This window comes from Bacillus sp. B25(2016b) (genome assembly GCF_001679765.1).
Taxonomy (GTDB): domain Bacteria; phylum Bacillota; class Bacilli; order Bacillales; family Bacillaceae_G; genus Bacillus_A; species Bacillus_A thuringiensis_K.
Genome location: NZ_CP016285.1, coordinates 3,263,950 through 3,276,557, shown reverse-complemented (window position 1 = coordinate 3,276,557; position 12,608 = coordinate 3,263,950). Strand labels below are relative to the sequence as shown.

The window sequence follows — 12,608 nt, the reverse complement described above, 5'->3', positions numbered from 1 at the left end:
TTTTATTTGGAGAAAATGGAGGAATGGGTAATGGCATTTCATAAGCCGGAACAAATTGCTGAGCTTGTCATTGAGGCCGGTGTTCAAAAAGTAAGACAGACATTGCCAGCGATGCTTATTCTCGGTTTTTTAGGAGGAGCGTTTATTGCGATAGGTTTTTTACTTAACATTCGAGTTTTAGGGAATTTACCTGAGCGCTGGGGAAGTCTAGTTAATGTTTTAGGAGGGGCAGTATTTCCTGTTGGACTCATGCTCGTAGTATTAGCAGGAGGAGAATTAATTACGGGAAATATGATGTCACTGTCTATGGCGCTTTATGCAAAGAAAATTACATTGATAAGTGTACTGAATAACTGGGTTTGGATTACTCTCATGAATTTTATTGGGGCAATTTTCGTTGCGTATTGCTTTGGACATCTTGGCGGATTAACAGAGGGAGAGTATTTAAATAAAACGGTAGCGATAGCGGAAGGGAAGTTACATGAATCATTTGGGAGAACTTTAATTTTAGCAATTGGTTGTAATTGGCTCGTTTGTCTTGCTCTTTGGCTTGCTTACGGGACGAGTGATTTTGTCGGAAAAATCATCGGAATTTGGATTCCAATTATGGCATTTGTAGTCATTGGATTTCAGCAAGTAGTAGCAAATATATTTGTCATTTCCGCTGTTATTTTTGCTGGTCATCTAACGTGGATGGATCTGGCTAAAAATTTTGTTCCTGTTTTTATCGGAAATGTAATTGGAGGAGCTGGGTTTGTTGGTTTTGCTTACTTTGCTTGTTATCAGAAACAACATTCTAATATGAAATAGAGTTCTTGAGAGGAAGGGTATGTAATGGCTGATCGGTATTCACGACAACAGTTGTTCAAACCAATTGGGAGTAAAGGACAAGAAAAAATTCGAAATAAACATGTGTTAATTGTAGGAGCAGGCGCATTAGGAAGTGCAAGTGCCGAAAGTTTCGTACGTGCAGGTGTTGGCAAGTTGACGATTATTGATCGTGACTACGTTGAATGGAGTAATTTACAAAGGCAACAATTGTACTCTGAACAAGATGCGATAGAGAAAATGCCGAAAGCAATTGCTGCAAAAAATCGGCTAGAACAAATTAATTCGGAAGTACAAATACATGCTTTCGTAATGGATGCAACTTTAGAAAATATGGAAGGTCTATTAAAAAATGTAGATGTAATCATTGATGCAACAGATAATTTTGATATTCGTTTTGTAATAAATGATTTATCACAAAAACATAATATTCCGTGGGTATATGGTTCTTGCGTTGGATCGTATGGTATGAGTTATACAATTATTCCGCAAGAGACACCGTGTTTACATTGTATGCTGAAAAATATTCCTGTTACAGGTGTGACATGTGATACCGCTGGAATTATTAGCCCGACTGTACAAATCGTCGCAGCATATCAAGTGGCGGAAGCACTCAAAATTTTAATAGAAGATTTTTCAGCAATTAGAAAAACATTTTTCATGTTTGATATATGGAATAATCAAAACCATTTTATAAAACTAGGAAAAATAAAAACAGACGCTTGTCTCTCATGCGGTTTGAATCGAACTTATCCTTATTTATCATACGAAAATCAAACGAAAGCAGCTGTTTTATGCGGAAGAAATACAGTTCAAATTAGAACAGTAGACAATAGGAAATACAATTTTGATGATATAGAAAAAGTATTAAAAAAACTGGGAAAAGTAGATCGGAATCCGTATTTACTATCTTGCCAATTCGATGATTACCGCATCGTTTTTTTTCGGGATGGTCGTGTTTTTATTCATGGTACAAATGATATTTCAAAAGCGAAACAACTATATTATCGCGTATTCGGTTAATAGAGAGGGTGTCAACAATGGAAAGAAGAGTGCCAATTACGGTTGAAGAAGCTGTTCGTAAAGTGATGGGATTTGCTCATAAAGGCTTAAAGGAGCTATTACCAATTGAATTAGCTTACGGACGTATATTAGCAGAGGATTTAGTAGCTGACCATGATGTACCGTCATTTAATCGTTCGCCGTATGACGGATTTGCTATTCGAGCAGAAGATACTAATTTAGCAAGTTATGAAACGCCAATTGTATTTGAAGTAGTGGGTGAAATTGGTGCAGGATCGCTATTCCATGAGAAAGTAGGTCCGTTTCAAGCAGTTCGAATTATGACGGGAGCACAAATTCCGACTGGGTGTGATGCGGTTGTTATGTTAGAGCTGACTCGTCAATATGAGAAGAATGGCAACAATTATATAGAAGTGAAGCGATCATTCAAAACGGGCGACAATATTTCTGTTCAAGGTGAAGATGCTCGTAAAGGAACAGTTCTTGCAAAGAAAGGATCGTACATTAATCCAGGTATTTCAGCTCTTCTTGCTACATTCGGTTATAGTGAAGTACCAGTTGCGAGAAAGCCTGTAATTGGACTGTTAGCGACTGGGAGTGAATTACTGGATGTCAATGAGTCATTACAGCCAGGGAAAATCCGAAACAGTAATACGTATATGATATTGTCTCAAATCCGAAGAGCAGGCGGAAGAGTAAAATATTTTGGGAAGTTTAGTGATGATTTTAATACGTGTTTTACAGCTGTGAAAGAAGCGCTTGGCCAAGTCGATATGTTAATTACAACGGGCGGTGTATCAGTAGGAGATTATGATTATTTACCAGCTATTTACGAAAAGTTAGGTGCATTTGTTCTTTTTAATAAAGTTGCAATGCGACCAGGAAGTGTTACGACTGTAGCACAATTAAATGGCAAGTTATTATTTGGTTTATCAGGAAATCCATCAGCTTGTTACGTAGGGTTTGAATTATTCGCAAGACCGTGTATTCGGACGTATATGTTTAGTGAAAAAGTACATTTAAAAAGAGAAAAAGCGTTATTAGGAGAAGATTTTCTAAAACCGAATCCATTTACAAGATTTGTACGAGCAAAATTGACATATAACGAAGGTCAGTTAATCGCTTATCCATCAGGGTTTGATAAATCTAGCTCAGTTTCTTCATTGGCAGAATCAAACGCGTTTATCGTATTGCCGGGCGGGACAAGAGGATATAAAAAAGATATGTTTGTCGATGTTCTTTTATTAGAAGATAACGAAGGTAGTAAATGGCCTTGGACATTTTGTAAAGGGAGAGGTGGTTCTAATGGGACAAGCGCTATTTGAAATTGTAGATATACCGATTGTAGTTGAAGAAGTAACGAATAAGGTTGCAAGAAGAGAAGCAGGAGCAATTACAACATTTATTGGTACGGTGAGAGAATTAACAAAAGGAAAACGAACGCTACATTTAGAGTATGAAGCATATAAGCCGATGGCAGTAAAACAACTTATGAGAATTGGTGGAGAAATTAGTGGGAAATGGCCGGACGCAAAAGTAGCAATTACGCACCGTGTAGGGCGGCTAGAAATAATGGATATTGCAGTAGTCATTGCAGTTTCATCACCGCATCGTAAAGTAGCTTATGAAGCGAATGAGTACGCGATTGAACGTATAAAACGAATCGTTCCAATTTGGAAAAAAGAATTTTGGGAAGATGGAACGATGTGGGTTGGAGATCAACTTGAAAACACACCATATTCAGAAGGAAAACCAAAGAAGGAAGAATGAGAAAATGATTACAATTTTACTGTTTGCAAATTTGCGTGAGGAAGTTGGATTGGATCGATTAGTGATTTCAGAAAAGCAAGAAATGACAGTGCAGCAATTAAAAGAATGGCTCAAAGCCAGCTATTGTTTACAAACGCTGGATAAAGTGATGGTGGCTGTTAATGAAGAGTTTGTAATGAATGAAGATATGATAAAAACTGGAGATATAGTCGCATTAATCCCGCCCGTTAGCGGGGGATAATAAGTTTTTTCACCAGATGAAGCGCCAAGAAGATGTGGTATATAAATTAGAATAAGAGAAGGGATGAGTTCTATGCTTACTCAAGAACAAATAATGAATGCATTAAAACATGTAGAGGATCCAGAGTTACACAAAAGTGTTGTAGAATTAAATATGGTTAGAAATATACAAATGAACGGAACAGAGGTTAAACTTGAAGTAGTACTAACAATCCAAGGTTGTCCGTTAAAAGCAAAAATTCAACAAGATATTGAAGAATCACTTTACGCAATTGGTGTCTCTAAAGTGGAGGTAATATTTGGCTCTATGACACAAGAAGAACGTGCATCTTTAACAGAGAAGTTAAAGAAAAATACTAGAACAGAAACTGGTATGCCGAGTATGCTTCGCCCGGATTCAGGAGTACGTTTTATTACTGTAACGAGCGGAAAAGGCGGAGTTGGAAAATCAACGGTGACAATTAATCTTGCAACTGCACTAGCTCGTATGGGCAAAAAAGTGGGGATATTAGATGCAGATATATATGGTTTTAGTATTCCAGCTATGATGGAAACGAATAAGAAACCAACGATGATTGATCAAACGGCAATTCCAGTCATTAGTCACGGTGTTAAAATCATGTCGATGGGATTCTTTACAGAAGGAAATAACCCAGTGATGTGGCGCGGACCGATGCTAAATAAATGGATTCAAAATTTCCTTGCGAATACGCACTGGGGAGAATTAGATTATTTATTACTTGATTTACCACCAGGTACAGGAGATGTTGCCATTGATGTTGCGGCAATGGTTCCGCAAGCGAAAGAAATAATTGTTACAACTCCGCACAATGTAGCTTCATTCGTTGCTTCAAGAGTCGGTGTAATGGCAAAACATACGAAGCATGAGATTTTAGGTATTGTGGAAAATATGGCTTATTATGAAGAACAAGATGGATCGAAAAATTATCTCTTCGGAAAAGGCGGCGGCGAAATGCTTGCAGAACAATTGCAAACAGAAGTAATTGCCAAAATACCTTTTGCGAAACGTGAAGAAAATAATGGTTCATCTGTATATGATGAAGATTCTCTTGTTGGAGAAGTGTTTACATCGTTAGCTGAGGATATTATTTATAGAGGATAGAGGGGGAAGTTTAGTATGGCATGTAACATTGATCATTCTATTGAAGATGTGATGAATAAGCTTGAAAGTCAAAAGAATTTTTTACCTGAAGGGATTTTTAAAGAGTTAAAGAATTTTTTGCAAGGTACTCATTCACAGAAATTATTAAATGATGTTTTTCACCTCCTAAAAAAGTATGATTTAGTCAGTGAGGAAGAACGAGAGACGAGAAACGCACAATTATTATACATTTTGAATTAAGTACTCTTTGGCTTTAGAATTTTTTCAGAAGGGGTGAATGTGATGGATATGAAAAAGATGATTGAAACGATAGAAGTAACTAGAGTGACTGACGAGGAATTATCGATTTCGAATTTACATCCAAAGCTTGTGAAGTTGTATAGTCAAAAAGATAGTGCAGAGTATACGAAGCTATTAAAATATATTTTATCATTATCCGTGCAACTGAAGCTGAATCTCGTATTGAAATACTTTGGTGTACGTCCCATTGTTGCTGCAGACGAGCGTATGCAATTTCAAGAGATATTTAAATGTTTAGCTAACAAAGATGATAATGGCGAATGGTTTCTAAATTTCGTTTCTTTATACGTAGGGTTAATCGTAGTTCTTTATTTTGATGAAAAAGAGATTGAGAGAAGTTTTTTCGATGATATGGTAGTGGGTGAAGGGAATGAAATATAAGCTTCTGCTCATAACATCTTTTTGTTTAATTGCTATAACTGCGATTTTAATTGGTTATATAAATATGCAAGTAATGAATTAAACTAGTTTGATAAAAAGCGTTCTTCAGTTGTTTCCGTCGTTTTTTCGTGTTACTATTAATCGAATTTTTCATAAGGAGAGAAAGCGATGAAATGGATTTATTTTATTATTATTAATGTTATAGCTTTTAGCCTTATGGGGCTTGATAAACGAAAAGCAAAGAAGAAACAGTGGAGAACGCCAGAAAGTACGTTGTTTTTATCAGCGGCAGCTGGGGGAGCAGTTGGAGCTTGGATTGGTATGTATATGTTTCATCATAAAACTCATAAAAAGAAATTTGTTTTCGGCATACCGTTACTTGTTGCAATAACGGTATGTTTATTATTCGTTGTATGAGAAATGTCGAAAGAAATGCAGATTGATTATTGGTAAAGTGAGCATATGAGAACGTATAATGGAGAAAAAATGAGAAGAGGAGAAAAAGGAAGATGGGGAGTCAATCAGCAGAGCAAAAAAAAGGGATACTATATGCGGCTGGTGCTTATACGATGTGGGGTATTCTGCCGATTTATTGGAAATGGGTTGAAGAAGTTCCTGCAGATGAAATATTAGCACACCGCATCGTTTGGGCGTTTGTTTTTATGTTACTCGTATTAGGTGTTACGAAGAGATTTCGCCAGTTTATTGGGGAATTTGTGAATCTTTTTAAACGACCTAAATTATTAATGTCATTAACAATAGCTTCAGTCTTGATTAGCGGAAATTGGTTTGTTTACATATGGGCTGTTAATCATAATCATGTTATTGAAGCGAGTCTTGGCTATTATATTAATCCGCTTATTAGTATTTTACTTGGTACAGTCGTTTTAAAGGAAAAGTTAAACTTTTGGCAATATGTTGCAGTTGGTTTAGCTGGAGTAGGAGTTGTCATTTTAACAGTACGTTTCGGATCTATTCCGTGGGTTTCTCTTTCACTTGCCTTTTCATTTGGATTATACGGATTAACGAAAAAATTGTTAAACTATGATGCGACAATCGGGCTTACGATGGAAACGATGTTAGTGACGCCGTTTGCAATCATTTACCTTGTTATGACAGGCACACATGGTTTCGGCTCATTTGGATCTATTTCCATGTTATCAACGTTACTTTTAATAGGAGCAGGCATTGTAACAGCATTACCACTATTTTATTTTGCGAAAGGAGCGCAACTTATTCCACTTTATATGGTCGGATTTTTACAATATATTGCGCCAACAATTAGCTTAATTTTAGGTGTATTTGTATTTGGTGAACATTTCACAGCTACACATATGATTGCATTTTTCTGTATATGGGTTGCTTTATTTGTATTCTCGGTAGCGAAGACAAAGTTCTTAGTGCAGAAACAACCGAAATTTATAAAAAATAAATCAGCAAAAGTATCATAATGCGTAGTATTTTCTACGCATTTTTCTTTATACTGATACTATATAGGATTTCCATTATAGCTAGTAGGGAGCTGAGAACGTGGAAACAATTTTACATAACGATCCGCTTATGGCTGCTGTACTTTCATGGTTTTTAGCACAATTAACGAAAGTAGTCTTTAAATTAGTCAAAACAGGTGAATTTGATTTTGCAAAGTTTTTTGCTTCAGGTGGGATGCCAAGTTCTCATGCTTCAACAGTTACAGCGCTTGCTACAGGAGTTGGAGTTGTGGAAGGTGTGGAAAGCTCGATGTTTGCGGTTGCTGCTATTTTTGCCATTATAGTTATGTATGATGCTTCAGGAGTAAGGCTTGCAGTAAGTAAACAAGCAAAAATATTGAATGAGTTTTTTCACGGTAGAGAAACAGAATATAAGAAGTTAAATGAACTTGTTGGGCATACACCGTATGAAGTAGTAGTCGGTGCTTTATTAGGGATTATTGTCGGAGTAGGATATTGTTTATGAGCAGAACATTTTATATGTTCTGCTTTTCTTTGTTTTCATACATATTCAGCTATCTTTTTGAATATCGTTATACGGATTTCGAAAGGGTGGGTGAGTAACTTGTTATTATATGAAAAAGTGCATGAAGAAATAGCGAGAAGAACAACTGCACTTCAAACAATGCAACGGCAAGATGGTACGTGGCGGTTTTGTTTTGAAGGAGCTCTACTAACAGATTGTCATATGATTTTCTTATTAAAATTATTAGGTAGAGATAAAGAGATAGAACCGTTTGTAAAAAGATTAGCATCACTCCAAACAAATGAAGGAACATGGAAATTGTATGAAGATGAAGCGGGGGGGAATTTATCTGCTACAATTCAATCTTATGCTGCCTTACTTGCATCGGAAAAATATACAAAAGAAGATGCGAATATGAAGCGAGCGGAAATGTTTATAAATGAGCGCGGTGGGGTAGCGCGTGCTCATTTTATGACGAAGTTTTTATTAGCGATTCATGGAGAATATGAATATCCTTCTCTCTTTCATTTGCCAACACCAATTATGTTTCTGCAGAATGATTCCCCTCTCAGTATTTTTGAACTGAGTAGCTCAGCACGTATTCATTTAATTCCGATGATGCTTTGTTTAAATAAAAGATTTCGAGTAGGGAAAAAGTTATTGCCAAATTTAAATCACATTGCAGGCGGGGGCGGAGAATGGTTTCGGGAGGACCGGTCTCCGGTTTTTCAAACATTATTAAGTGACGTGAAGAAAATTATAACGTATCCACTTTCTTTGCATCATAAAGGATATGAGGAAGTAGAACGTTTTATGAAAGAGCGTATTGATGAAAATGGAACATTATATAGCTACGCAACTGCCTCGTTTTATATGATTTATGCTTTACTTGCATTAGGACATTCTATTCAATCACCAATTATTGAGAAGGCTATAACGGGAATCACATCTTATATATGGAAGATGGAAAGAGGGAGCCATTTGCAAAACTCTCCATCAACTATATGGGATACAGCTTTACTCAGTTATGCTTTGCAAGAAGCTCAAGTTCCGAAAGCAAGTAAAGTGATTCACAATGCATCAGCATATTTACTAAGAAAACAGCAAACGAAGAAAGTAGATTGGAGTGTACATGCACCGGATCTCTTCCCGGGGGGTTGGGGCTTTTCGGATGTGAATACGACGATTCCAGATATTGATGATACAACTGCTGCGTTAAGAGCATTGGCGCGAAGTAGAGGGAACGAAAATGTAGACAATGCTTGGAAGCGAGCTGTTAATTGGGTTAAAGGATTGCAAAATAATGATGGTGGTTGGGGGGCTTTTGAAAAAGGGGTAACGAGCCGTATATTAGCAAATTTACCAATCGAAAATGCAAGTGATATGATTACAGATCCTTCTACACCAGATATTACAGGAAGAGTGTTAGAATTGTTTGGGACGTATACGCAAAATGAATTGCCCGAGAAACAAAAACAAAGTGCGATAAATTGGTTAATGAATGTACAAGAGGAAAATGGATCGTGGTATGGGAAATGGGGAATTTGTTATATATATGGTACGTGGGCTGTTATGACAGGTTTACGGTCATTCGGAATTCCATCTAGCAATCCATCATTAAAACGAGCAGCTTTATGGCTTGAACATATACAGCATGAAGATGGTGGCTGGGGAGAATCTTGCCAAAGTAGTGTGGAAAAAAGATTTGTTACTTTGCCGTTTAGTACACCATCCCAAACAGCATGGGCGTTAGATGCCCTCATTTCTTACTATGATAAAGAAACGCCAGTTATTCGAAAAGGTATTTCATATTTGCTCTCCAACTCTTATATAAATGAAAAATATCCTACTGGAACAGGTTTACCAGGTGGGTTTTATATTCGTTATCATAGTTATGCTCATATATATCCGTTGCTTACTTTGGCTCATTATGCAAAAAAATATAAAAAATAAACCGAGAGATGTCTCTCGGTTTATTTTGTTGGGTAGTAGGTCCCTTTTGAAAAGAATAAGGTTGTGATGTACCTTATTTTTCGGTTGATTGGCGCTTTTGACGTGCATCAGCGGCATTTGCACGTGCGTTTGCTTCTAAGTCATTGTGGTCAGCGAGTTCGCGAGAGAACTCAACATCAATGCCATCAGTAGCTTTGTTTTGTTTGAAATTTTTTTTGTTCATTCGACACAATCTCCTTGCACTTTATCCCGCTTTAATGGGCAGTAAGACCTCACCTCAAAATTCAGCGAAAGTAAAGAAGTTAGGTGGGGGTCGGGCTGCCCATAAAAGTCCGATTGGTGAGGGCTAATAATCAGTGGGGGATGAAGAAAACCCCCACTGATTAAAGTTTCACTTTATGCGACGTTGCAAAGTTAGTTTGACACAAATAGACTTTTTTATACAAAGAGGAATTGGAAAGTAAAAAGCCGAAATATACAGTATAAGTAATAGAAATGGGGGATAGGGATGGAGTTTTTAAACGGGAAAACAGCTGTTGTAACAGGAGCTGCACAGGGAATTGGAAAAGAGATTGCAAGGGTTTATGCAAAACTAGGGGCGAAAGTATTAATTAGCGATGTAAATGAAGAGAATCTACAAAAAACGACACGTGAGTTATCAGATGAAGGATATGAAGTGTGCTCATATCGATGTGATGTAAGTAATCAAAATGAAGCGAAGTCGTTAATTGAATATGCGGTTCAAAAATTTGGTACATTACATATTTTGGTGAATAATGCTGGAATTACAAGAGACGCAATGTTACATAAAATGGAGAAGTCTGCTTGGGAACAAGTATTACAAGTAAACTTAACTGGAGTTTTTTATTGTATGCAACCAGCGCTTCTTTACATGAGACAACAAGGGTATGGGCGCATTATTAATATATCTTCAATTAGTAGAGAAGGAAACATAGGGCAAGCAAATTATGCGGCTACAAAGGCAGGAGTTGTAGGTTTAACGAAAACGGCAGCGAAAGAAGTTGGAAGTTTCGGTATTACTTGTAACGCGATTTGTCCGGGGTTTATGGATACAGATATGACAAAAACGATACCAGATAAAGTGAAAGAAAAGATGGTTGGCGCTATTCCAGTTGGTAGAATTGGAACGCCAGAAGATATTGCGAACGCAGCAGCCTTTTTAGCATCAGAATACGCATCCTATATTACAGGTGAAGTATTAAATGTGAGCGGAGGACTGCAAGTTTAAAGGAATACATAATGAAAAGAACCTGACCAGGTAGGTCAGGTTCTTTCTCATTAATTTAAGTTAAGCCAAACGCTCTTCACTTCTGTATAGTTATTTAATGCGTAAGATCCCATTTCACGGCCGAGGCCAGATTGTTTAAATCCTCCAAATGGAGATGCTGCATCAAAGACGTTATAACAGTTTACCCATACTGTACCTGCACGTACTTTACTTGCAACATAGTGTGCAGTTTTAACATTTTCTGTCCACACACCAGCAGCTAAACCAAATTGCGATTTATTTGCACGTTCAATTACTTCATCAATATCGTTAAACGGTATTGCAGAAATAACTGGACCGAAAATTTCTTCTTTTGCGATCGTCATTTCATCATTTACGTCAGCGAATACTGTAGGAGAAACGAAGTAGCCTTGATCGAATGGATTACTTCCTCCGCAAAGTACTTCAGCGCCTTCTTCAATCCCTTTTTCAATGTAGCCCATTACACGTTTTTGTTGTTCTTCGGAAACGAGAGGACCAATTGTTGTTTCAGGGTTAAGACCGACACCTTGATTTAGTTTTTTAGAATAGAGGACGAGATCAGCCATGACATTATCATACATTTTCTTCGGAACAAATAAGCGTGATCCAGCAGAGCATACTTGCCCTTGGTTAAACATAACACCAGAAAGGGCACCAGGAATCGCGCGAGATAAATCAGCATCTGGCAAGATGATATTTGGTGATTTACCGCCTAACTCAAGTGTAACGCGTTTTAATGACTCAGATGCTTGTCGCATAATTTGTTTACCGACTGGAGTAGAACCAGTAAATGCAATTTTATCAACGAGTGGATGATTAACAAGTGCTTGTCCAGCTGATTCACCGAATCCAGGAACAATATTAATAACACCTTTCGGGAATCCAGCTTCTTCAATTAATTCAGCTAAGTATAGAGCTGATAGTGGAGTTTGTTCTGCAGGTTTTAAAATGATTGTACATCCTGTAGCAAGCGCTGCTCCCATTTTCCACATCGCCATAAGAAGAGGGAAGTTCCAAGGGATAATTTGACCGACGACACCAACAGCTTCATGGCGTGTATAGTTAAAGTAATTACCGGAAACAGGGATTGTTTGACCAACGATTTTCGTAGCCCAGCCAGCATAATAGCGCATATGTTCAATTGCAAGTGGTATATCTGCTGCCATTGTTTCACGGATTGGCTTTCCGTTATCTAACGTTTCGAGCTGTGCAAGCTCTTCTTTATGTTCTTCCATTAAATCAGCTAACTTGTACATGAGACGGCTTCGCTCAGCAGTGCTCATACGAGACCAAGGACCTTCGTCAAAAGCCATGCGAGCTGCGACTACAGCTTTATGAATATCTTCGCGACCAGCTTCAGAAACGACAGCAAGTGTTTCACCAGTTGCTGGGTTTGGTGTTTTAAACGTTTTTCCGGAAGCGCTTTCAATGAAAGATCCATTCACATATAACTTTTTTGTACCTTGAAGAAACTTTTCTACCTTTTCATGAAGATTTACAGCTAGTTGACTCATTGTATAACCCCCTTGAAAATATAATGTAAACGCAGTACGAGACGGCGCTTATTCCGAAATCAAGGATGTGGAAACTAGATGGAAAGCCTCTAATTAAAATCATAATTAATAAATACTGAAAATTCAAATTTCATTTGTGTTACAATTGTAAAAAATATGTAATGTAACAGAATCTTCTATATGATTATAAAAAATCCTGCTTGTTTTGCTTTCTAGTAGGAAAAACTAGAAGAACAATGGTACAATAATA

General features: G+C 37.3%; 15 protein-coding genes. 13 read left to right on the top strand and 2 right to left on the bottom strand.

The genetic code is table 11. The features are described 5' to 3' along the window. The first annotated feature begins 30 nt into the window (after positions 1–30). The 12 genes from BAQ53_RS16645 (at position 31) to BAQ53_RS16590 (ending at position 9,574) form a co-directional block, all read left to right on the top strand. Positions 31–810, top strand: a complete 780-nt coding sequence (locus BAQ53_RS16645) for a formate channel (RefSeq protein WP_002164134.1) — start codon at positions 31–33, stop codon at positions 808–810. A gap of 24 nt (positions 811–834) precedes the next feature. After that, positions 835–1,851, top strand: a complete 1,017-nt coding sequence (locus BAQ53_RS16640; RefSeq protein WP_000785256.1) for a molybdopterin-synthase adenylyltransferase MoeB — start codon at positions 835–837, stop codon at positions 1,849–1,851. Positions 1,852–1,868: 17 nt separating this feature from the next. Then, positions 1,869–3,176 (top strand): molybdopterin molybdotransferase MoeA, encoded by a 1,308-nt coding sequence (locus BAQ53_RS16635; protein WP_000442204.1) that lies wholly within the window; start codon positions 1,869–1,871, stop codon positions 3,174–3,176. Further along, positions 3,157–3,621, top strand: coding sequence for a molybdopterin synthase catalytic subunit MoaE (gene moaE, locus BAQ53_RS16630; protein WP_000529378.1), 465 nt, complete (start codon positions 3,157–3,159; stop codon positions 3,619–3,621). The genes BAQ53_RS16635 and moaE overlap by 20 nt, the downstream gene beginning before the upstream one ends. 4 nt (positions 3,622–3,625) lie before the next feature. Beyond that, positions 3,626–3,862 carry a molybdopterin converting factor subunit 1 gene (gene moaD, locus BAQ53_RS16625; protein ID WP_000628483.1) on the top strand — a complete coding sequence of 79 codons (237 nt, stop codon included), beginning with the start codon at positions 3,626–3,628 and terminating at the stop codon, positions 3,860–3,862. A 72-nt stretch (positions 3,863–3,934) separates the two neighbouring features. Then, the gene (locus BAQ53_RS16620; protein ID WP_000957516.1) at positions 3,935–4,984 is read left to right on the top strand and encodes a P-loop NTPase; all 1,050 of its coding nucleotides are present in this window, start codon (positions 3,935–3,937) and stop codon (positions 4,982–4,984) included. Positions 4,985–4,999: 15 nt separating this feature from the next. Beyond that, on the top strand, positions 5,000–5,224 hold the full coding sequence (locus BAQ53_RS16615; RefSeq protein WP_000752373.1) for a hypothetical protein: 225 nt from the start codon (positions 5,000–5,002) through the stop codon (positions 5,222–5,224). A 42-nt stretch (positions 5,225–5,266) separates the two neighbouring features. Then, entirely contained in the window at positions 5,267–5,665 is a 399-nt protein-coding gene (locus tag BAQ53_RS16610) for a nucleoside triphosphate pyrophosphohydrolase family protein (protein ID WP_000367298.1), read from the top strand. 168 nt (positions 5,666–5,833) lie between these two features. Beyond that, entirely contained in the window at positions 5,834–6,082 is a 249-nt protein-coding gene (locus BAQ53_RS16605) for a DUF1294 domain-containing protein (RefSeq protein WP_000871325.1), read from the top strand. Between the two features lie 92 nt (positions 6,083–6,174). Beyond that, positions 6,175–7,116, top strand: coding sequence for an EamA family transporter RarD (rarD, locus tag BAQ53_RS16600; protein ID WP_208905984.1), 942 nt, complete (start codon positions 6,175–6,177; stop codon positions 7,114–7,116). A gap of 79 nt (positions 7,117–7,195) precedes the next feature. Next, positions 7,196–7,621, top strand: a complete 426-nt coding sequence (locus tag BAQ53_RS16595) for a divergent PAP2 family protein (RefSeq protein WP_000447824.1) — start codon at positions 7,196–7,198, stop codon at positions 7,619–7,621. 99 nt (positions 7,622–7,720) lie between these two features. Then, positions 7,721–9,574 (top strand): terpene cyclase/mutase family protein, encoded by a 1,854-nt coding sequence (locus tag BAQ53_RS16590; protein WP_208905972.1) that lies wholly within the window; start codon positions 7,721–7,723, stop codon positions 9,572–9,574. A 73-nt stretch (positions 9,575–9,647) separates the two neighbouring features. Here BAQ53_RS16590 and BAQ53_RS16585 read toward each other — a convergent pair whose 3' ends face one another. Then, complete coding sequence (locus BAQ53_RS16585; RefSeq protein WP_001035808.1) at positions 9,648–9,797, bottom strand: YfhD family protein; 150 nt, start codon at positions 9,795–9,797, stop codon at positions 9,648–9,650. A 285-nt stretch (positions 9,798–10,082) separates the two neighbouring features. Here BAQ53_RS16585 and fabG point away from each other — a divergent pair, with 285 nt between their 5' ends. Further along, a complete protein-coding gene (fabG, locus tag BAQ53_RS16580) occupies positions 10,083–10,823 on the top strand; it encodes a 3-oxoacyl-ACP reductase FabG (RefSeq protein ID WP_000395038.1) in 741 nt (246 codons plus the stop codon). A gap of 50 nt (positions 10,824–10,873) precedes the next feature. Here the strand turns inward: fabG and dhaS are convergent, their stop codons facing one another. Continuing rightward, positions 10,874–12,358 (bottom strand): aldehyde dehydrogenase DhaS, encoded by a 1,485-nt coding sequence (gene dhaS, locus BAQ53_RS16575; protein ID WP_000080283.1) that lies wholly within the window; start codon positions 12,356–12,358, stop codon positions 10,874–10,876. Positions 12,359–12,608: the final 250 nt, after the last annotated feature.

Excerpts from the sequence above, each read along its gene's own strand:
- BAQ53_RS16645 (WP_002164134.1), top strand. The coding sequence starts at position 31 with ATGGCATTTCATAAGCCGGAACAAATTGCTGAGCTTGTCATTGAGGCC.
- BAQ53_RS16640 (WP_000785256.1), top strand. The coding sequence starts at position 835 with ATGGCTGATCGGTATTCACGACAACAGTTGTTCAAACCAATTGGGAGT.
- BAQ53_RS16635 (WP_000442204.1), top strand. The coding sequence starts at position 1,869 with ATGGAAAGAAGAGTGCCAATTACGGTTGAAGAAGCTGTTCGTAAAGTG.
- moaE (WP_000529378.1), top strand. The coding sequence starts at position 3,157 with ATGGGACAAGCGCTATTTGAAATTGTAGATATACCGATTGTAGTTGAA.
- moaD (WP_000628483.1), top strand. The coding sequence starts at position 3,626 with ATGATTACAATTTTACTGTTTGCAAATTTGCGTGAGGAAGTTGGATTG.
- BAQ53_RS16620 (WP_000957516.1), top strand. The coding sequence starts at position 3,935 with ATGCTTACTCAAGAACAAATAATGAATGCATTAAAACATGTAGAGGAT.
- BAQ53_RS16615 (WP_000752373.1), top strand. The coding sequence starts at position 5,000 with ATGGCATGTAACATTGATCATTCTATTGAAGATGTGATGAATAAGCTT.
- BAQ53_RS16610 (WP_000367298.1), top strand. The coding sequence starts at position 5,267 with ATGGATATGAAAAAGATGATTGAAACGATAGAAGTAACTAGAGTGACT.
- BAQ53_RS16605 (WP_000871325.1), top strand. The coding sequence starts at position 5,834 with ATGAAATGGATTTATTTTATTATTATTAATGTTATAGCTTTTAGCCTT.
- rarD (WP_208905984.1), top strand. The coding sequence starts at position 6,175 with ATGGGGAGTCAATCAGCAGAGCAAAAAAAAGGGATACTATATGCGGCT.
- BAQ53_RS16585 (WP_001035808.1), bottom strand. The coding sequence starts at position 9,797 with ATGAACAAAAAAAATTTCAAACAAAACAAAGCTACTGATGGCATTGAT.
- fabG (WP_000395038.1), top strand. The coding sequence starts at position 10,083 with ATGGAGTTTTTAAACGGGAAAACAGCTGTTGTAACAGGAGCTGCACAG.
- dhaS (WP_000080283.1), bottom strand. The coding sequence starts at position 12,358 with ATGAGTCAACTAGCTGTAAATCTTCATGAAAAGGTAGAAAAGTTTCTT.